Source organism: Nonomuraea sp. H19 (assembly GCF_052068215.1).
GTDB lineage: Bacteria > Actinomycetota > Actinomycetes > Streptosporangiales > Streptosporangiaceae > Nonomuraea.
On the sequence record NZ_JBQHCV010000022.1, the window covers coordinates 188,279 to 207,258 of the forward strand.

The following is an 18,980-nucleotide window of genomic DNA, read 5'->3' on the forward strand; positions in this document are numbered from 1 at the left end:
CTACAACGTAAAGGCGGCGTCTTCGTTGTTTTCCTTGTCGGCGGCCTGCAACAACCCCTGCACCAAGCCCTCGACCAGCGGCTGCGGACGGCGCCGCAGCACGGTGGCCACTCCGATGTAACGGGCCGGGCGGGGCGGCCGGATGGGAACGATGGCGAGGTCCGTTGCTGAGTGGTCGAGCGCGACGTGGGGGATCAGTGAGACGCTGACACCGGCGGAGGCGAGCGACTGAGCGAAGAAATAGTCGCTCGTGGCACCCGCGAACCTGGGCTCGAAGCCGGCGCGCTCGGCGTAGCGCCGCAGGAACGCCTCGCTCTTGGTGCAGCCGAGGACCCAGCGCTCGCCGGCGAGTTCGGCCAGATCGAGCGAGCGACGGCCGGCGAAGCGATGGCCTTTCGGCAGGACGACCGACAGGGGATCCTCCATCAGCGGGGTCCAATGGAGGTTCGATCGGTCACCCGGGGGGAGAGGGAGCGGGCCATCGAAGTGATAGGCGAGGGCGAGATCGGCCGTTCCGTCGCGGACGAGCGGAAGGCTGTCCTCCGGCTCCCGTTCCAGCACGTTGATCTCCACGTCGGGATGATCGGCCACGAACGCGGTGAGCGCGCGGGGAAGGAGGCGGCGTCCGCCGCTGCTGAACGTGGCGATCGTCAGCCTGGCGCGGCCGGCGGCGATCCGGTCGATCTGTTCCTGTGCGTGGTGGAGTTCGGCGAAGACGGCCTCGGCGGTTTCGACGAGGAGCCGGCCGGACTCGGTGAGCACCACTCCCCGGGTGCTTCGCTCGACGACCGCCGTGCCGATCGACCGTTCCAGGGTGGCGATCTGCTGCGACACCGCCGAGGGCGTGAACAGCAGCGCGGCGGCGGCCTTGCTGAAGCTGCCCTGTCTGGCCACCTCCCGGAGGATGCGGAGCCGCTGCATGTCGATCATTAGTTTTCCTTACAGCCGTTTAAGCAGATCGGCACTTCTGCTCATGACCGTATCCGGGGAGGCTCGGTGCCGTGAACAACGTATGCGTCATCGGCGGCAGCCGTTACTTCGGGTTGCGCCTGATCGAGTTGCTTCGTGACTCGGGTTCCCGCGTCACGGTGATCAACCGCGGGTCGGCGCCGCCGTCCCCTGGGGTGACCCACCTCGTCGCCGATCGCGACGACGAGGCACGTCTCGGCGCCGTGCTCGCCGATCGCGAGTTCGACGCCGTGATCGACCAGGTCTGCTACACGCCGCACCAGGCCGCGATCGCGCGCCGGATCTTCGGTGGCCGTACCCCGCGGTATGTGATGACCTCGACCATGGAGGTCTACGATCCGGCCACCTCCGCGCTGATTTCGCCGGCCGCCCCGGGGGTTCCGGTCGCCGAGGAGGCGGTCGATCCCGCCTCCTGGCCGGTCCCGCCCGGGCAGCCGTGGCATGATCTGCGGCGGATGGAGGGCGTGCTCGGCGAGGCGACGTGCTATGCCGAGGGCAAGCGGCAGGCCGAGGCGGTCTTCGCCCGGGAGAGCCCGTTCGAGTTCGTCGCCGTGCGCAGTGCGCATGTCCTGGGCATCGGGGCCAGGGACTTCACCCGGCGACTCGAGCACTACGTCGAGCGGATCCTGGCGGGCCGGCCCGTCGAGGTCCACCGCGATCCTTTCCCGACATCGTTCATCAACGACGAAGAGATCGCCGGCCTGCTGGCGTGGACGGTGGGGGCCGGCTTCACCGGCGCCGTCAACGCCTCCTGTCATGGTGAGGCCGGCGTGCGCGGCCTGTGCGACCTCATCGCGGCGCAGACCGGGCGGGTGGCGGACTACCGGCTGGTGGACGGTGCCGAGGCCTCGCCGTTCTCGTTCGACCGCTACTACGCCATGGACAACAGCCGGGCGGCGCGGCTCGGGTACGCCTTCTCCGCGACCGCGGACTGGCTGCCGAAGGCCATCGCCGCGGCGATCGAGCTGCGGAAGGGCGGCTGACATGCGTACTCGCCGGATCGGCGACGTCGAGGTGGGCGCGGTGGGACTGGGCGCCATGCCCCTGTCCATCGAAGGACGGCCCGATGAGGGCAGGGCGGTCGCCACCGTCCACGCGGCTCTGGACGCCGGGGTGACCCTGATCGACACCGCCGACTGCTATCACTGGCACGCGGGCGAGATCGGGCACAACGAGGAACTGATCGCGCGGGCGCTGGCCACCTATGGCGGCGACACGAGCTCCGTCCTGATCGCCACCAAGGGCGGACGTGGCCGGCCGGGAGACGGCTCCTGGACCGTGACGGGTACGCCCGAGCATCTCAAGCGGGCCTGTGAAGGGTCGCTCAAGCGGCTGGGGGTGGATGCCATCGGCCTCTACCAGTTGCACAAGCCGGATCCGGAGGTCCCCTGGGGCGAGTCCGTCGGGGCGCTGCGCGAGCTGCTGGACGAAGGCAAGATCAGGATGGCCGGGCTGTCGAACGTCGACGTCCACCAGATCCGGCAGGCGCGCCGGATCCTCGGCGACCGGCTCGTCTCGGTGCAGAACCGCTGCTCTCCGGCCGTCCGGGACAGCGACCTGGAGGTGGAGCTGTGCCGGCGGCTCGGCATCGCGTTCCTTCCGTGGAGCCCGCTGGGCGGCATCTCCCGTAGCTCGCTCGACGGTCCCTCCGCGCTGGAGCCGGCCGAGTCCGGCCGCGAGGCCTTCCACACGGTCGCGGCCGAGCGCGGCGTGAGCCCGCAGCGGGTGTGCCTGTCGTGGCTGCTGGCCCGGTCCCCGGTGATCGTGCCCATCCCGGGTGCCAGCCGTCCCGAGACGATCCGTGACTCCGCGGCGGCCGCCGACCTGATTCTCAGCGAGGACGAGCTCGCCCGGCTGGGCACCTGAGCCGCGCCTCGTGCCGGGGCCATAGCGCACCCGCCCCTGATGGGTTCAGCCGCCGAGGACCTCCGGCGGGACGCCCAGCTCCTTGGGACCGACCAGGCCGAACGACGGGCCGCGGGTCAGCCGCAGCAGCATGGGCAGAGCACGGTCCGGTCGCCGGCCGCTGTGCGGGCGGACGGGCCGGCGAGGATGGTGCACACCTGCTCGCTGCTGCAGTCGGCGGGGTCGGTAGCACGGGGCGGCGTTGTTCGCGTTCTTCGCTGGCATGGCCGAGTCCGAACGCGAGTACATCCGGGAGATGTCCCTGGAGGGCCAGGCCTCGGCGCGTGAGCGCGGCCGCCACGGCGGCCGTCCGAAGGTGTTCGACGACGACATGGCGGCCTACGCCCGCAGCCTGCGCGAGCGGGATGTGCCGGTGCCGGAGATCGCGGCCAAGCTGGTCATCCCCGCGGGCAAGAACAAGGGCCGCCACCCGTCGCTGGCCAGCGTCTACCGGGTGCTGGCCGAGGAGGCCGGTCCCGGCGTCGGTGCCTGACCGCCCGATCCCAGGGGTCTGGCGTGGTGGGGCCGGATCATCTCACCGCCTGCTCCTGGGCGGCGGGCTCATGCCCGGCGGGTTCGGCCTGGCAGGCGCCGGAGGCGCGGAAGGGTTCGGCGAGCTGGGCCAGGTAGGCGGTGGGGTAGTCGGGTTTGGCGGCCATGCCGAGCTGGTCGGAGGTGAAGCGGCGGGCCGGGTCGTAGGAGAAGGTACCGAGCAGGTGGTCCCAAATCAGGGTGAACAGGCCGAAGTTGACGTCGCCGACGCCGGCCCACTTCAGATGATGGAAGCGGTGGCCCTCGTTGAGGGCGAGCACGTACTTCAGGGCGCCGATGCGGTAGTCGGCGTTGGAGTGCTGCAGCAGCAGCTGGACGGCGACGGTGACGGCCAGCGCGGAGGCCACATCGACGGGCAGGCCGATGAGGATGAGCGGGGCGACGCCGGCGCTCATCTCCAGCGTCTGGTGCAAGGGGTGCTTCATCAGGCCGTTGAAGCCGTAGAAGCGCTTGATGGAGTGGTGGACGGCGTGGAAACGCCACAGCAGGCCGATCTTGTGGCTGGCGTAGTGGGTCAGCGTGATGCCCAGGTCGGCGATCAGGATGGCGGCCAGCACCTGCAGAGCGAACGGCCAGGAGTGCGGCCAGGCGTCGGCGACGGTGACGGTGGCGGCCAGCAGCGGGATGGCGCCCACGCTGACGAGCAGCAGCAGCTCGTTGACGCCGGCGTGAGCGACGTCACGGCCGCCGTCCCCGGCAGGGCTGTTCCACTCCGCCTCGTACGGCAGGGCTCGTTCGGCGGCGAACGAGCAGCCGATCGCCGCCAGCAGCAGGCCGATCAGCCACAGCTTGGAGGCGCCGGAGGCGGCCAGGGCAATGGCAGCGCCGTTGATGCCCAGCAGCATGAACGGCACGTAGCCGTAGCGGACAACTGATTTCAGCATGCGCATCAGCGTCGCGGCCGCCGGCCCTTTCGGGCTTGGATGGATCCGCTGGGCTGCGAACCAGGGCGTACGAGGTGAACCAGGCGGGAAGGGGCCAGGCCGAACATCTCGTGGCAGACGCGGGTCAGGTGGGAGCTGTCGGCGAAGCCGGCGCCGTGCGCGGCCTCGGTGAGCGTGGCGCCGCCGCGGACGGCCTCGATGGCGTGCAGCAGGCGGGCCCAGCGCCGCCAGGCCGGAAACGGCAGCTGCAGGTGCTCGGCGAACAGATGCCCCAGCCGGCTGGCTGACACGCCGGCCTGGGCAGCGAGGTCGCCCAGCAGCAGCGGCCCGTCGATGAGTTGCGGGACCGCCTCCAGCGCGCGGGACAAGGCAGCGGGAAAGCCTCTCGTCTCGGCTGCCGGCCCGATCGAGCACAGCATCCCGGGCAGATCCGCCGGGCCGGTGACCAGCCCGGTGATCATGCTGGTGACTGCGGCGTTGGCCAGCGGGCGGGCGGCGGTCTGCCACGTGCCCGCCATGTCTGGGGCGCCGGCTGCGACGATGCGGGCGCCGGCCGCGCGCCCGGCTGGATGGGCCGGGTCGAGGTAGGCCAGCAGGCCACGAGCGCCGGGGGCGGCCCGCAGTTCGTGCCGGACACCGGCCGGGATGATCGCGGCCTCGACCGGGAGCTGGTGGCCGTGCCGGTCGGTCAGCATCACCTCGCCATCGAGCACCAGCAGGACCTGCACCGCGGCGTGCGCATGCGGTTCGGCCGACCCGATCGCGCCGGTGAAAGCGAGCACGCCCGAGGCGGCCGTGGCCGTGCCCGCCCAACGCGCTGCCTGCGCCTGCTCGCCGCCCGGCATTCCCGCCGGGGCCGGCGGGCCGTCGGGCGTGGTCGTGACGCCCATCGTCGCCTCCCCTTGCAAACTCATCACGAATCCAAGCTTCATATTGCGATGATGAGTGAGGATGGCGGCGGGCGATGTGTCAGCGCCGACATCGCGGCCGGGTTGCCGCCTGCGGCGGCGTTGTTCCACTCGCTGGCCGATGAGACCCGGCTGCGGATCGTGCAGCGCCTGGCCCGCGGCGAGGCCCGGGTGGTGGACCTGACCGCGGAGCTGGGGCTGGCCCAGTCCACGGTGTCCAAGCACCTGGCCTGCCTGCGCGACTACCACCTGGTCGACTACCGGGCCGAGGGCCGCCAGTCGTTCTACGCGCTGACCCGGCCGGAGCTGATGGACCTGCTGGCCTCGGCCGAGCACCTATGGAGCGCCACCGGCCACGCCGTGGCGCTGTGCCCCACCTACGGTGCCCCCGCCGAGCAGATTCCCGCCGACGTCGATCAGATGGAGGCCCGGTGAGCAGCCGGCAACTGTGCCAAGTGCCATGAGAGTGTCAGTGGTTTTTGCCGTCGGATGTCAGTGGATTCCCCCGCCACGAAAGTGTCAGTAGCGACCCCCCTGGGCGGCGGGGCATCCGGGGCCCGCCACCGCCTGATTCCTGCTCGACCCCCAGCCTCCCCGAAGATCGCACCCCCCTCGCGCTAGACGCCTCCTATGCAGCTGCATAGTATGCTCCCCATTCGAGCAACTCTCTATGCGGTTGGATAGGAGCCATGGGCTGTGACGACATCAAGACCCGACCCTGAGGACCTGACCGCTCGCGCGCGGATCAGAGACGCGGCCCTGCGGCATTTCGGGGAGCATGGCTTCGAGAGGGCGACAACCCGAGCGATCGCCGAGACCGCGGGCGTCTCCCCGGGACTGCTGCGCCATCACTTCGGGTCCAAGCAGGCGCTGCGTGAGGCGTGCGACGCCCACCTGGTCAAGCTGATCAGCAGGATCAACGAGCAGGCCAGCGCCGACACGGCCGCCGGCGGCGTAAACGGCGTGAACTACGTCGCGGCCTCCATGGCAGCCCTCGGCCCCTACCAGCGATACCTGGCGCGCGCCCTGACCGAGGGATGGGCCGAGCCGGTGTTCGACGCGATGGTCCAGATGAGCGAGCAGTGGCTCGCAGGGCTCGACGAGCGCCGCTCCGATCCCCCCTTCGCCGACCGCAAAGCCAGGGCGACGGTGGGCACGGCGATGGCCCTGGCCGTCGGAATCCTCCACAAGCACGTGTCCCGAGGGCTGGGTGTCGACGTGTCCAGCCAGGAAGGCGCCCACCTGCTCGCCCTGACCGTGCTCGATATCTACTCTCACCCCTGGCTCAGCCCGGAAGAGGCCGCCGCGTACCGCGACGCCCTGGACAAGACCCGGACAGACACCGGAGCCACACTCCGTTCGACCGAGGAGCACTCCGATGAGTGACGCGATATCCGTAACAGGCTTAGTCAAGACGTTCGGCGCCACCCGCGCACTGGACGGCCTCGATCTCGTCGTGGGTACCGGAGAGGTGCACGGCTTCCTGGGGCCGAACGGCGCGGGCAAGAGCACCACGGTCCGGATCCTGCTCGGCATGCTTCGCGCCGACGCGGGCACCGCCCGGCTGCTCGGCGGCGATCCGTGGGGGGATGCGACGGAGTTGCACCGCAGGCTGGCCTACGTACCCGGCGATGTCACGCTGTGGCCCCATCTGTCCGGCGGCGAGGTGATCGACCTGCTCGGACGGCTGCGCGGCGGGCTCGACGAGCGGCGCCGCGCCGAGCTGCTGGAGCGCTTCGACCTGGACCCCCGCAAGAAGTGCCGCGCCTACTCCAAGGGCAACCGGCAGAAGGTGGCCCTGATCGCCGCGCTGGCCTCTGACGTCGAGCTGCTCATCCTCGACGAGCCCACCACCGGGCTGGACCCCCTGATGGAGGAGGTCTTCCGCGAGACGGTACGCCAGGAGCAGCGCCGCGGAAACCGGACCGTACTGCTGTCCAGCCACATCCTGGCCGAGGTCGAAGCGCTGTGCGACCGGGTGACCATCATCAAGGACGGACGCACGGTCGAAAGCGGCACCCTGGCCGGCCTGCGCCATCTCACCCGCACCTCCATCCAGGCCGACCTGGCGGCGCCGACGGATGGGCTGGCCGGCCTGCCCGGTGTGCATGACCTGCGCACCGAGGGCAGCCGGGTGTGGTTCGACGTCGACACCACAGACCTGGACGCCGTGCTGCGCCACCTCACCGACACCGGCGTACGCGGCCTCGTCAGCCAGCCCCCCACCCTGGAGGAGCTGTTCCTTCGGCACTACGACCGCACCGGCAGGAGCGACGGGCGACACGTAGGAGCGGCACGATGAACTCTTTCACTGGCGCCGCTCACCTCGCCCGCCTGGCGCTGCGCCACGAACGGGCCATTGCCCCTTGGTGGATCCTGCTGATCGTGACCTTGGCTCTGACGATGGTCGCCTACGTCAACAGGAACATGGGCACCTACGAGCTGAAACTCGCCTACATCGACATCATCCGCAGCAACGCCTTCCTCCAAGGGCTCGGCGGCGGGTTCGCCGAACCGCGGCTGGAGGTGCTCGCCACGTGGCGCAGCGGCGGGTTCCTCTATGTGGCGAGCGCGTTCGCGGCCGTCATGTCCGTCGTCCGGCACACGCGCCGGGAGGAGGATGCCGGCCGCAGCGAGCTGGTCCGCTCGGCCGTGGTGAGCCGCCACGCTCAGCTGACCGCCGCCATGCTGGTAGCGGCGGGGAACAGTCTGCTCGGCGGGCTCTTGACGGCCGTCGTGCTGATCGGGATCGGGCTCGAACCGATCGGATCGCTCGCCTACGGGACCGCCATCACGGTGGCGGGCTGGGTGTTCGCAGGCATCGCCGCCGTCGCCGCCCAGCTGGCGCGCAACGCCCGTACGGCCACCGCGATCGGCCTGTCCCTACTCGCCATCTCCTTCGTGATGCGCTATGCCGGTGATGCGAGCGCGCAGTACTGGCTGAAGTACCTGTCCCCGATCGGCTGGAGCCATCTGGTGCAGGCTTACCAGGACGAGCGGTGGTGGATGCTCGGGATCTCGATCCTGGCCGGCGCCGTCCTGTCCGCCGTTGCCTATCAGCTGCTCGGCCGCCGCGACCTCGGCGCCGGGCTGTTGCCCGAACGTCTCGGGCGCGCGACGGCACCGGAGCTGCGCGGCCCGATCAGCCTGGCCTGGCGGCTGCACCGCGGCCTGCTGGTGAAATGGACGGCCGGGGTCGCTTTCTTCGCGGCGGCGACCGCCGGGTTGAGCCCGCTGGGCCGGGATCTGCTCTCGCGACCGAGCATCGTGGTCGACAACATCAGGAACACCCTCGGCGTACCCGCAGATGCGATGCTCGGCGCCTACTCCTGGTACATGATCCTGATCCTCGCGTACGCCATCGCCCTCTACCCGGTGCTCATGACGCTGCGGCTGCGCTCGGAGGAGATCTCAGGCCGCGCGGAGGCCGTCCAGGCCACCGCAGTGACCCGGCTCCGGTGGGCGGTCGGGCACCTGATCGTGACCGGGCTCGGCACGACGGCGCTGATGGCCGCCGCCGGGCTCGTGTTCGGCACGCTGTACTCGGTGCTCGTGGGCGACCTCGCCATCGACATGCCCCGCTTCCTGGCCGGGGCGCTGGGCGCCGTGCCAGCCGCCTGGTGCGTCGGCGCGATGTGCCTGCTCGCCTACGCAATGCTGCCGCAGGCGAGCGCGGCGATCTCCTGGGCCGTATGGATCCTGACCGCCGCGCTCGGGCAGGTCGCCGGCCCCCTCTACGGGCGGTGGGGCGGCAGCCCGCTGGAGCCGTTCCACTACATCCCCAACGCCTTCGCCGCAGCACCCATGGACGCCAGACCGATCCTGGCCCTGCTCGCCGTCACCGCGGTCCTGCTCGGCGGCGGACTGCTCGCCCTCCGCCGCCGCGACTTCGGGTAAGACCACAGGGACGCCGGCAGATCCGCCCGCTCTCCTGGTCAGCGGCCCCGGCCAGCCGCTAGTCAGCCCGTCGAAGTACCCGAGTAGAGGTTCGGGGTCATGACGGCGACGAAGCGGGCGGGGACGTCGCCAACGTTGGCGAAAGGTGTGCGGCATCCCGATCGGCACGAGCAAGCCCGGTGTCCGTTAGGGGAACCTTCAACGAGACACCGAGATCATCCATCGCCTGGCGTGGCGACCTGCGGAACTTCGTCTCGTTAGACCAGTCCGCGAAACTGTCCGGTGACGGGGGGCTAAACGGTACGCTTCCCGGGTGGGAGAACTGATCGGCTACGCTCGATGCTCGACCGTGCTGCAAGACCTCACCGCCCAGCGCCAGGCGCTGACCGGGCTCGGTGTCCCCGATGACCGGATCTACCTGGACAAGGGGCTCACCGGCACCAACCGGGCCCGGCCCGGCCTGGACCAGGCGCTGGCCGCCGTACGTACCGGAGACACCTTGGTCGTCCCCAAGCTGGACCGGCTCGCCCGCTCCGTGCCCGATGCCCGCCAGATCGGCGACTCCCTGGTCGCCCGTGGCGTCAAGCTGTCGGTCGGCGGCACCCTCTACGACCCGGGCGACCCGATGGGCAAGATGTTCTTCAACATCCTGGCCACCTTCGCCGAGTTCGAGGTCGACCTGCTGCGGCTGCGCACCCGCGAGGGCATGGCGATCGCCTGCTCCAAGGGCAAGCTCAAGGGCAAGCAGCCCAAGCTGTCGGCCCGCCAGCAGGCCGAGCTCGTGCGCATGCATTCGTCCGGCGAGTACAGCATCGCGGATCTGATGGAGGTCTTCACCGTCGGCCGCGCGACCGTCTACCGGGTCCTGGACCGGGCGAAAGCCCAGCAGAGCGCATGAGCGGGAGCCGGCCGACCCCGGAGCAGTGGGAGGCGGCGCTGTACCGGCTGCGGCAGCTGAATGATCAGGGAAAGTCCGTCACGGCCGAGGTCAAAGCGATGGCGGCGCGGCTGGGCGTGGCCGAGCGGACGGTGTGGCGCCGGCTGAGCCGCCCGCGGCGGCCGCGTCCGCGGTTCACCTTGTCGCCCACCGACATCGCGGCGTTCACCGACTTCGGCGGGGAACGTCGCGGCGGTGCACCGGGCTCGTACGGCCGCGATCGCGGGACATACGACGGTCGCCGGGGTGCCGATCGACGCCGACCTGCTGCAGGGGTGGGCGGGCGCGCCGCCCGTGGCGCTGCGGTCGCTGTACCGGGCCTTCGCCGAGGAGCTCACGCCGGCGTTCGTGGCCGGGGTGACCGGCGGCGAGCGAGCCCGGCGGGCCAAGCTGGTCTATCTGCAACGCCCGGCGACCTTCCGCAACCAGGTGTGGGAGGGCGATCACAAGAACCTGCCCATCGTGGTCCTGCCTCCCCGCGGCAAGGCCGTCACCCCGTGGGTGACGATGTTCATCGATGACGCCACCCGGGTCATCACCGGGTGGGCGATCGCGCTCACCCCGCACGCGGGCACGGTGCTGACCTCGTTAAGGATGGGCATGCTGGACGATGCGGCGTACGGCGTCGCGCATGGGGTGCCCCGGCTGCTGCGGCTGGACCGGGGCCCGGAGTTCGCGGCGGCCGCGGTCACCACCGCGACCAGCGCGCTGGGCACGGAGACCCGGCAGATGCCGGGCTACCACCCGCACCGCAAGGGCAAGATCGAACGCGCGTTCCTGACCGTGGACGAGATGCTGTTGTGCACGCTGCCGGGCTACACCGGCGGACCACGGCGGCTCAATGGCGCCTTGGACGGGCCGGTCGATGACCGCCTGGCGGCGCGGGAGGCCTACGGCGAGTCCGCGGCCGCCGGCGAGCGGGCCGGGCTGCCGCTGGGGCTGGAGACCTTCGCGCGGATCTTCGGCGACTGGGTGGCGGCCTACAACACCGAGCACGTGCACAGCGAGCTCGGCCGCACGCCGGAGCAGGCCTGGCAGGCGGATCCGACCCCGGTGCAGGACGTGCCGGAGGAGCAGCTAGGGCATCTGCTGCTGGTCGGCAAGCCCCGCACGATCGGGCCGCACGGGATCCGGTTCAACAACCTGCACTGGGTGGATCCGGGCGGGCTGATCCGGGAACGCCGCGGTGAGCGGGTGCAGATCCGCTACATGCCCTACGACGACCGGCAGATCCACGTGTATTCCGGCGGGGAGTTCCTGACCACCTGCATGCCGCGCGACGCGCTGAGTCCCGAGCAGGCGTGGTTGATCAGGTCATGGAAGGGCGGGTTGTTCTCACGGGGTGCGAGCCGCAGCGGCAGATGAGCGAGGTGCTCCAGGCGCAGGACGGGCTGTGCGGCCAGCGGATGGCCGGCAGGCAGGGCGACGTAGAGGGGATCGGTCCACAGCGGGATCAGCCTGAGACCGGGCGCTGTGGTCAGGGCGCGGACCAGGGCGGCGTCCAGCTGTCCCTGGCGGACGGCGGTCAGCCGCTGGGCCGCCGGAATCTGCTTGAGCCGGACCTGTAGCCGGGGCACGAGGGCGTGCAGCTGCGCCAGAGCGCGATAGAGGCGTTCGCCTGGGCCGTGGATCGTGCCGAGCCGGAGGATGCCGTCGGCGCCGGTGACGATGTCGGCGGCCACCTGCCGGGTGCGCTCGCCAGTGCACCGATACCCATGGAGCTTCGATCGTCGGGTTTGCGTTCGCGCATTTGCTGGGCTTTCAGCTGCTGCCGAGGTTGAAGAACATCGGCTCGGCGCGCCTGTATCGGCCGGGGCTGGGCGAGGACGAGGCGTGGCCGGAGCTGGAGGAGGTGCTGTCGAACAAGACCATCGACTTCGACATCATCGGCCGCCAGTACGACCAGATGATCAAGTACGCCACGGCGCTGCGGCTGGGCACCGCCGAGGCCCACCAGATGCTGCGCCGCTTCACCCGCGGCGGATCCACGCATCCCACCTACCAGGCCATCGAAGAGCTGGGCCGGGTGATCAGGACGATCTTTATCTGCGAGTATCTCGCGGACGAGGCGCTGCGCCAGGAGATTCACGAGGGCCTGAACGTGGTGGAGAACTGGCACTCGGCCAATAAGGACATCTTCTATGGCAAGGCCGGCGACCTGACCGGCGACGACCGCGAAACAGTCGAGGTGTCCGCGCTGGCGCTGCACCTGGTCCAGGCCTTCATCACCTACCTGAACACGATCCTGATCCAGACCGTGGTGCGCGATGCGAAGTGGCGCAAGAAGCTGACCCCGGTCGATCTGCGCGGCTTGTCAGCGCTGTTTTGGACCCACCTGAACCTGTACGGCAGGCTGGAACTGGACATGAGCCGGCACCTGGATCTGGATCTGGACAGGCGGGGTCAGCCGGAGGATCGCCGCGGCGATGCCGCGCTACGGCAGGGCGGCGGCGATGGCGCGGCCGCCGAACAAGGTCGCGAACACCTCGATGGGCAAGATGGCGCGGCGGGTGGTCTCGGTGTGGCCGGAGGGGGTGCGCAGGTGGATCAGGCCGTGATCGTGGCCGGCGAGCAGGACCAAGTGCCCGCCCTGGCCGGGGGCGGGCAGGGCGGGCCGGGGCTGCGGATCTCCTCGTGGACCGAGGCCATGACCAGGTGACCGCCGAGCAGCAGGGCGGGCAGGCCCTCCTGGGGCATGATCGTCTTCCCGAGGGAGGCGGGAAGACGTGATTCTAGCGGTTAGGACGCCGCAAGGTGTCGTGCGCCACCGTCCACTGTGAGCGTGGCCCCGGTGGTGAAGGTGGCTTCAAAGGCGAGGAAGAGGACCGCGGCCGCCACTTCCTCCACCTGCCCGTGCCGTTTCATCGGCGTGAGCTCGTCGCCCAGTTTCCCGAAGGCCGCACGGTCCTCGTCCGAGGCCACGATGCCCATAGTGGGGGTCTGGACGAAGCCCGGGCTTACCATGTTGACCCGGATTCCTCTCGGCAGGAGCGCTGCGGCGACGCACCTGGCCATGGCGCCGATGGCGGCCTTCGCGCCGGAGTACGCGGTGAAGACCGATCCGCCTCCCGTCTCGGCCACGGAGGTCGTGAAGACGATCGAACCGCCGTCCGTGATCAGCCCGGCCAGACGCTGCGCGACGAAGAACGGTCCCTTGGCGTTGACGGCGAAAGCCCGGTCGTAGGACTCCTGCGTCACCGCTTCGAACGGCTCGATCGCCGCGGTCCCGACGTTGACGAACACGAAGTCCACCTGGCCCAGCCGCTCGGCCGCTGTCCGGCCCAGCCGCTCGATGTCCGCCATGTCCGTGACGTCCGAGCGCACCGCGTGCACGGCCGGCGAGATCTCCTGGAGCGCGGCGACGTTGCGCCCAGTGGCCAGCACCTCGGCGCCCGCCTCCGCCAGCGCTTGCACCACGGCCAGGCCGATGCCGTGGGTGCCGCCGACCACGACCGCCTTCTTGCCTGTGTACATGCTCATCGTGTCTCCTTGGTGAGGTAGTCGAGCAATCGGGTCGGGCTGTCGCTGCCGTATCCGTCTGCGACAGCCTGCTCCAGCCGCGCCTGCTGGGCGGCGAGCCAGTCGGCGGGCAGGGCCGCGTCCCGGCTCGCCCGTACGACGTGGCCGATGGCGAGCGCGTTGGTGTTGATGTTGGACACGTCCGTGGCGTGCTCGCCCTCATCGATGGCCTTGGCGTTCTCGAGGCTGGCCATCGGCCCGATCACATGGGTGAGCCACGCGTTGGCGTACGGCTGGAATTCCGTGGCGCTGACGCCTGCCGTACCGACCAGTGCCTGCGCGTGCGCCAGACCCTGGCCCGCCGCGTACAGGATGGCCAGCAGCGCGAGGTCGTACAGGAGCGGGACGCCCGGGTCCTCGGCCAGGTGGACGGTGCCGCCGCCGAAGACCCGCAGCATGGGCTCGCGGGACTCGAAGAGGTCCTTCGGCCCGCCGTAGAAGAGCTGCGCCTGGGGCAGGCCGATCATCTGCGGAACGGCCATGATCGCTCCGTCGAGGTAGGCGGCACCCCGCTCGGCCGCCCACGCGGCCGCCTTCCTGGCCTCGCCCGGGGTGCCGGACGTCAGGTTGATCACGGTACGGCCGCGCAGGTCGGTGGTCGACAGCACCTCGTACATGACCTCGTACGTCGACAGGCAGACGACCATCGTCGGGCTCGACTCGGCCACCGAGGCCAGCCGGGTCACGCCCTCGGGAACTGCGGTGGCCGACCTGTTCCAGGCGGTCGTCTGATATCTGTTCCGCGCCAGCGCGGCGGCCAGGGCCTTGCCCATGAGACCCAGGCCGATGACGGTTACGGGAGTGTTCATGGCACGAGCCTGCCGGGCGAGGGTTCTGGTTCGATGCCGGTCGGATGCCGCCGTACTGTGGTCTCATGCGTTTCGGGGTGCTGGGTCCGCTCACCGTGCGGGCGGAAGACGGCCGCGAGGTCGATATCCCCGAGGCGAAGGTTCGCACCGTGCTTGCCGTCCTGCTGGCCGACCACGGGCGCGTGGTGCCCGCCGACCTGCTGATCGACGTCCTGTGGGGCGAGCGGCTGCCGGAGCATCCCGTGGCCGCGTTGCGGGCGAAGGTGTCCAGGCTGCGCAAGGCCCTGGGCGATCCGGCGCTCGTGGCCTGGCGCGCTCCCGGCTACCTCCTGGACTCCGGGGACGTGGACGCGGACCGCTTCGAGTCGCTGCTCGCGCGCGCCCGGGCGGCCGAGGATCCCGCGGAGAAGGCAGCCATGCTCGGTGACGCGCTGGCATTGTGGCGCGGACCCGCGTTCGTGGAATACGCGGACGAGGAGTTCGCCCGTGCGGCCGCCCTCCGGCTGGAGGAGCAGCGGCTCGCCGCGATTGAGGAACAGGCGCAGGCCCGGCTGGCGCTCGGCGAGCGGGGGCTGTCGGCCGAGCTGGCCGACCTGGTCGCCCGCCACCCGCTCCGGGAGCGCCTGCGCGCTGTTCACCTGCGGGCCCTCTACCGTGACGGCCGGCAGGGCGAGGCGCTGAACGGCTATCACGAAATCCGCACCCGGCTGGCCGAGGAGCTGGGTGTGGACCCGGGCCCGGAGCTGCGCGCGCTGCACCAGTCGATCCTGCGCGGGGACCCTGCGCTCGGCCCCCGCCGCACCAACCTTCCCGTCCCGCTCACCGAGCTGGTCGGCAGGCAGAAGGCCGTCGAGGAGGTAGGCGAGCTGCTCGCCGCCGCCCGCCTGGTCACCCTCACCGGCCCGGGCGGTGTCGGTAAGACCAGGCTGGCGCTGGAGGCCGGCGCTCGGCTGGCGCCCGGCTACGACGACGGCGTGTGGCTGGCCGACCTGACCGGGCTCGACCGGCACAGCGACATGGACCGGGTGGCCGAGGCGGTGGCGGCCGCCCTGGGCGTCCGGCACGACGTTGCGGACCGCCTGGCCTCGGCCGTGCGGAGCAAGCACCTACTTCTGCTGCTGGACAACTGTGAGCACGTGGTGGACGCGGTCGCCGAGCTCGCCGAGCAGCTGTTGACCAGCGCGCCTGGGCTACGGGTTCTCGCGACCAGCCAGGTCCCTTTGGACATTCCCGGCGAGCACGTGCACGCCGTGCCGCCGCTGGACCTGGAAAGCGCCGTCCGGTTGTTCGCCGCGCGTGCCGCCGCCGCGGCACCGGGCTTCGCCCTGGACAAGCCCGCCGTGGAGACCATCGCCAAGCGGCTGGACGGCCTGCCGTACGCGCTGGAGCTGGCCGCGATCCGGGCCCGCACTCTGAGTGCCCGCGAGCTGGCGGCCCGGCTCGATGACCGCTTCCATCTGCTGGACACGGGTCGGCGCGCCGTCCCGCCGCGGCAACAGACGCTCCGCGCCATGATCGATTGGAGTTGGGAGCCGCTCACCGGCTCCGAACGTGCCGTCCTGCGACGCCTCGCCGTCCACGCCGACGGATGCACGCTGGAGGCGGCCGAGACGGTCTGCGCGGGCGACGGCGTGCGCTCCTCGCAGGTGCTCGGCCTGCTGGCGCGGCTGGTGGACCGATCCCTGGTGGTCGTGAGCGGTGACCGGTACCGGCTGCTGGAGTCCGTCCAGGCCTACTGCCTGGAGCGCCTCGAGGAGGCCGCAGAGCCGCAGGCCGTGCGGGAGCGGCACGGGGCGTACTACACCGCGCTGGCCGTACGCACCCGGCCGCACCTGCACGGGCCTGATCAGGGGCACTGGCTGCGCCGCCTCGACGCCGAGGCCGCCAACCTGCGCTCGGCGCTGGATGATGCGGTACGGCGGCGCGCCGCGGACCGGGCGCTTCGGCTGGTGACCGCGCTGTCGTGGTACTGGTTCCTGCGCGGCCGCCTCGGCGAGGCCCGCCGCTCACTGGAGCTGGCGCTGACGCTCGGCGGCGACCAGGAACTGCGGGCCGTGGCCGCCGCCTGGCACGCCGGCGTGAGCCTGCTGATCCGCGATCAGCCCGCGGCGGCCTTGCCTGGGCACCTCGACGAGCTCTGCGCGCGGATCGCCGACCCGCGGGACCGTGCCGAGGCGCAATGGCTCCTCAGCCTCGCCCACTCCGGCTTCGACGACCCGTCCGTCAGCCTAGGCCTGGCCGGCCGGGCACTCACGACGTTTCGCGCGCTGGATGACACGTGGGGAATCGCTGCGGCGCTGAGCGTCCACGCCTCCCACACCGCCGTGCACGACCTGGACGCGGCCGGCCACGACGCCGAGCACAGCCTGGCGCTCTTCCGCGAGGAAGGTGACCGCTGGGGACTGCTACAGGCCACGCACCTGCTCGGGTCCTTCGCCCAGGTCAGCGGCGATTACGAGCGCGCCCGCGCCCTGCACCGCGACGCCCTGGACATCGCCGAAGACCTCCAGCTCTGGCCCCAGGCCGCCGACAGCCTCGCCATGCTGGGCCGGATCGCTCTGCTGACCGGCTCCTACGCCGAGGCCGACCAGTACCACGAGCGGGCCAGGCGGCTGGCCGCAGACCAGCTGAACACCCGCACGGAACAGTTCGCAGAGGTGGGCCTGGGCCTGGCCGCCAGGCGACGCGGTGACCTCGACACCGCAGAGCGGCATCTGCGTGCCTGGCTGGACTGGTGCCGTCAGTGGCGAGGCGATCCGGGCACCGCGCTCATCCTGGCCGAACTCGGCTTCGTCGCCGAGCTCCGCGGCGACCCCGGCATGGCCTTCGACCTGCACCGGGAAGGGCTGGAGGCCGCCCGGACCATCGGCGACCAGCGCGCCGTGGCGCTCGCTTTGGAAGGGCTGGCAGGAGCGCACGTGGGTGCGGGCGATCACCGGACGGCGGCCCGCCTCCTGGGCGCCGGCTCAGCGGCACGTGACTCAGTGAGGGCTCCGTTGCCGGCGGGCGAGCGGGGTGACGTCGACCGAATCACGGTCGCCGCCCAGCGCGCCATGGGGGCGGACGCCTTTGCCCAGGAGTTCGCCCGCGGACGCCTGCAGGGTGCCGACGCGCCCATCGCCGTCCTGCAACGGCACCACCGGACTTCGTCCGGCTGCGGTCCCGAATAAGAGGTCACCAGGTCTCTCGGGTCTCATCGGACAGACACGCTGCGGACAACGCCCGCGGGCTCACCTGACTCGGCCCGCCGCAGCTCAGACATGCGGGTCGGGGGAGTGGAAAAGCCGCACCATGGCACTGTTTCCCCGTCGGCCGGTGTCGTGGGCGACCACTTCACCTACGCCAAGCGCACCTTCGTCGACCCTCGTGAGCGCGACCAGATGATCCTGCTCGGCAGTGCCCCAAGTAGGCCTGTCGTTAACGAAGCCGTCACCAGGTACATGCGAGCTGCGTTCGCCCTGGTCAACGCCTGCAGCGTGGCCAGGTGGGTCTGCAAGTTGCGCTGAAATGCTCCGCCCAGCGGCGTGGCAGTCCTACCGATCGTCGGTGTCAGCGGTGTAGGCCCGGAACTCCTATAGCTCCGGTGAGCCGCCACTCAGTTGATCAGTGGGTACGGCGGCGGCGCGGTGCCAGGACCTCGGTGACCTTGGCGATGGCTTCGGCGCCGGGTTTGACGTAGCGCATGGCGGTGCGCGGGTTCTTGTGCCGGGTCTTGCCCATGATGAGCTGCAGCGGGACTTCGGCTTCGCCGAGGTGGGTGGCGGCGCTGTGGCGCAGCTGGTGCAGATCGAGCCCGGCGTGTTTCTCCAGCAGGACGCGGGCGCGGGCGCGGCCGGTGTGCGGGCAGATGTCGGCCGCGGCCGGGCGGCGAGCGGGGACCGGGCGCCGCTCGGACAGAAACAGCGGACCGTGCGTGCGCGTGCTGCCGTCCGATAGGCGCAGTAGCCGGGGCAGCAGGTGGGCGGTGCCGCTGTCCCAATACACCCACTCGGTGGCGCCGCCCTTGGAGCGGACGGGGGCGCGCCGGTGCTCCAGGTCGAGGTCCTCGACGTTCAACGCCAGGATCTCCGCGGCTCGGGCCGCCGTCTCGTACAGCATCCGCCACAGCGTCTTCTCCCGGAGCGGGATGTCGCGGCGTGACAGCAGCCGGTGGATCGTGGTCCTGGCCACGGCGCGGGTCTCGTCGACGGTTTCCCTGCGGCGTTCAGCGTCGGCCGGGACCGACGGCGCGGCCCAGTGCTTCTTGGCCTGGCACCAGGCGAGCCAGGACGTGACGGTGGCGCGGTTGCGGTTCCAGGTCGCCGGCGCGCTCGCCCCCCACAGTTCGGTGAGCGCGGTGCCGATCTCGGCGTCGGCGACCTCGGCGAGCGGCCGGTCCCGGCCAAGGAGGGCGATGACGCGGTCGATGGCCGAGGCGTAGGCGCGGTGGGTGTTGGGGTTGGCCGTGCGCGGGGTGGCGAGGAAGGCGTCGGCGGCCGCGGCGAGCGTGACGCGCCCGCTGCGCAGAGCGGAGATCTTCGGCGCGGCGCTCATGCCGACCGCCGCGCGACGCCTGCGGCGATGTACCGGATAACGTACCGGAGTCGCGTACCACCGCGGT

General features: G+C 71.0%; 18 protein-coding genes and 2 pseudogenes. 12 read left to right on the forward strand and 8 right to left on the reverse strand.

Going from position 1 to position 18,980, the window contains the following annotated elements; genetic code table 11:
- Window positions 1-930 carry a LysR substrate-binding domain-containing protein gene (locus ACTMTI_RS39415; RefSeq protein ID WP_441125868.1) on the reverse strand — a complete coding sequence of 310 codons (930 nt, stop codon included), beginning with the start codon at window positions 928-930 and terminating at the stop codon, window positions 1-3.
- Between the two features lie 71 nt (window positions 931-1,001).
- Between ACTMTI_RS39415 and ACTMTI_RS39420 the strand changes: the two genes are divergently transcribed.
- Complete coding sequence (locus tag ACTMTI_RS39420) at window positions 1,002-1,952, forward strand: reductase (protein ID WP_441125869.1); 951 nt, start codon at window positions 1,002-1,004, stop codon at window positions 1,950-1,952.
- Window position 1,953: 1 nt separating this feature from the next.
- Window positions 1,954-2,835 carry an aldo/keto reductase gene (locus tag ACTMTI_RS39425; RefSeq protein WP_441125870.1) on the forward strand — a complete coding sequence of 294 codons (882 nt, stop codon included), beginning with the start codon at window positions 1,954-1,956 and terminating at the stop codon, window positions 2,833-2,835.
- A gap of 45 nt (window positions 2,836-2,880) precedes the next feature.
- On the opposite strand, the gene ACTMTI_RS39430 is transcribed toward ACTMTI_RS39425, so the two are convergent.
- Window positions 2,881-3,030: a hypothetical protein gene (locus ACTMTI_RS39430; RefSeq protein WP_441125871.1), complete on the reverse strand. Its 150-nt coding sequence runs from the start codon at window positions 3,028-3,030 to the stop codon at window positions 2,881-2,883.
- Window positions 3,031-3,097: 67 nt separating this feature from the next.
- On the opposite strand from ACTMTI_RS39430, the gene ACTMTI_RS39435 reads away from it, so the two are divergent.
- Window positions 3,098-3,367, forward strand: a complete 270-nt coding sequence (locus ACTMTI_RS39435) for a hypothetical protein (protein ID WP_441125872.1) — start codon at window positions 3,098-3,100, stop codon at window positions 3,365-3,367.
- A gap of 37 nt (window positions 3,368-3,404) precedes the next feature.
- Here ACTMTI_RS39435 and ACTMTI_RS39440 read toward each other — a convergent pair whose 3' ends face one another.
- Both ACTMTI_RS39440 and ACTMTI_RS39445 read right to left on the reverse strand, forming a co-directional pair.
- Complete coding sequence (locus tag ACTMTI_RS39440) at window positions 3,405-4,310, reverse strand: sterol desaturase family protein (RefSeq protein ID WP_441125873.1); 906 nt, start codon at window positions 4,308-4,310, stop codon at window positions 3,405-3,407.
- Between the two features lie 5 nt (window positions 4,311-4,315).
- On the reverse strand, window positions 4,316-5,224 hold the full coding sequence (locus ACTMTI_RS39445; protein WP_441125874.1) for an AraC family transcriptional regulator: 909 nt from the start codon (window positions 5,222-5,224) through the stop codon (window positions 4,316-4,318).
- Between the two features lie 27 nt (window positions 5,225-5,251).
- Here ACTMTI_RS39445 and ACTMTI_RS39450 point away from each other — a divergent pair, with 27 nt between their 5' ends.
- From ACTMTI_RS39450 to ACTMTI_RS39475, 6 genes and pseudogenes are all read left to right on the forward strand, one after another.
- Window positions 5,252-5,653, forward strand: a complete 402-nt coding sequence (locus ACTMTI_RS39450; RefSeq protein WP_441125901.1) for an ArsR/SmtB family transcription factor — start codon at window positions 5,252-5,254, stop codon at window positions 5,651-5,653.
- A gap of 261 nt (window positions 5,654-5,914) precedes the next feature.
- Complete coding sequence (locus tag ACTMTI_RS39455; RefSeq protein WP_441125875.1) at window positions 5,915-6,604, forward strand: TetR/AcrR family transcriptional regulator; 690 nt, start codon at window positions 5,915-5,917, stop codon at window positions 6,602-6,604.
- Window positions 6,597-7,520 carry an ATP-binding cassette domain-containing protein gene (locus tag ACTMTI_RS39460; protein WP_441125876.1) on the forward strand — a complete coding sequence of 308 codons (924 nt, stop codon included), beginning with the start codon at window positions 6,597-6,599 and terminating at the stop codon, window positions 7,518-7,520. The genes ACTMTI_RS39455 and ACTMTI_RS39460 overlap by 8 nt, the downstream gene beginning before the upstream one ends.
- A complete protein-coding gene (locus ACTMTI_RS39465) occupies window positions 7,517-9,115 on the forward strand; it encodes an ABC transporter permease (protein ID WP_441125877.1) in 1,599 nt (532 codons plus the stop codon). The genes ACTMTI_RS39460 and ACTMTI_RS39465 overlap by 4 nt, the downstream gene beginning before the upstream one ends.
- A gap of 313 nt (window positions 9,116-9,428) precedes the next feature.
- A complete protein-coding gene (locus ACTMTI_RS39470) occupies window positions 9,429-10,013 on the forward strand; it encodes a recombinase family protein (RefSeq protein WP_441125878.1) in 585 nt (194 codons plus the stop codon).
- A gap of 831 nt (window positions 10,014-10,844) precedes the next feature.
- Window positions 10,845-11,255 (forward strand): annotated as a pseudogene (locus tag ACTMTI_RS39475) (transposase); the annotation flags it as partial.
- Between the two features lie 11 nt (window positions 11,256-11,266).
- Here the strand turns inward: ACTMTI_RS39475 and ACTMTI_RS39480 are convergent.
- Window positions 11,267-11,734, reverse strand: a complete 468-nt coding sequence (locus tag ACTMTI_RS39480; RefSeq protein ID WP_441125879.1) for a LysR family substrate-binding domain-containing protein — start codon at window positions 11,732-11,734, stop codon at window positions 11,267-11,269.
- Window positions 11,735-11,760: 26 nt separating this feature from the next.
- Between ACTMTI_RS39480 and ACTMTI_RS39485 the strand changes: the two are divergent.
- Window positions 11,761-12,711 (forward strand): annotated as a pseudogene (locus tag ACTMTI_RS39485) (Tn3 family transposase); the annotation flags it as partial.
- Between the two features lie 80 nt (window positions 12,712-12,791).
- Here the strand turns inward: ACTMTI_RS39485 and ACTMTI_RS39490 are convergent.
- Together ACTMTI_RS39490 and ACTMTI_RS39495 are read right to left on the reverse strand one after the other, a co-directional pair.
- A complete protein-coding gene (locus ACTMTI_RS39490) occupies window positions 12,792-13,532 on the reverse strand; it encodes an SDR family NAD(P)-dependent oxidoreductase (protein WP_441125880.1) in 741 nt (246 codons plus the stop codon).
- Window positions 13,529-14,380 carry an NAD(P)-binding domain-containing protein gene (locus tag ACTMTI_RS39495; RefSeq protein ID WP_441125881.1) on the reverse strand — a complete coding sequence of 284 codons (852 nt, stop codon included), beginning with the start codon at window positions 14,378-14,380 and terminating at the stop codon, window positions 13,529-13,531. Before ACTMTI_RS39495 ends, ACTMTI_RS39490 begins: the two co-directional genes overlap by 4 nt.
- A gap of 65 nt (window positions 14,381-14,445) precedes the next feature.
- On the opposite strand from ACTMTI_RS39495, the gene ACTMTI_RS39500 reads away from it, so the two are divergent.
- Entirely contained in the window at window positions 14,446-17,550 is a 3,105-nt protein-coding gene (locus tag ACTMTI_RS39500) for a BTAD domain-containing putative transcriptional regulator (protein ID WP_441125882.1), read from the forward strand.
- A gap of 105 nt (window positions 17,551-17,655) precedes the next feature.
- Window positions 17,656-17,886, forward strand: a complete 231-nt coding sequence (locus ACTMTI_RS39505; protein WP_441125883.1) for a hypothetical protein — start codon at window positions 17,656-17,658, stop codon at window positions 17,884-17,886.
- Window positions 17,887-17,983: 97 nt separating this feature from the next.
- Here the strand turns inward: ACTMTI_RS39505 and ACTMTI_RS39510 are convergent, their stop codons facing one another.
- Window positions 17,984-18,913, reverse strand: coding sequence for a tyrosine-type recombinase/integrase (locus ACTMTI_RS39510; RefSeq protein ID WP_441125884.1), 930 nt, complete (start codon window positions 18,911-18,913; stop codon window positions 17,984-17,986).
- Window positions 18,914-18,980: the final 67 nt, after the last annotated feature.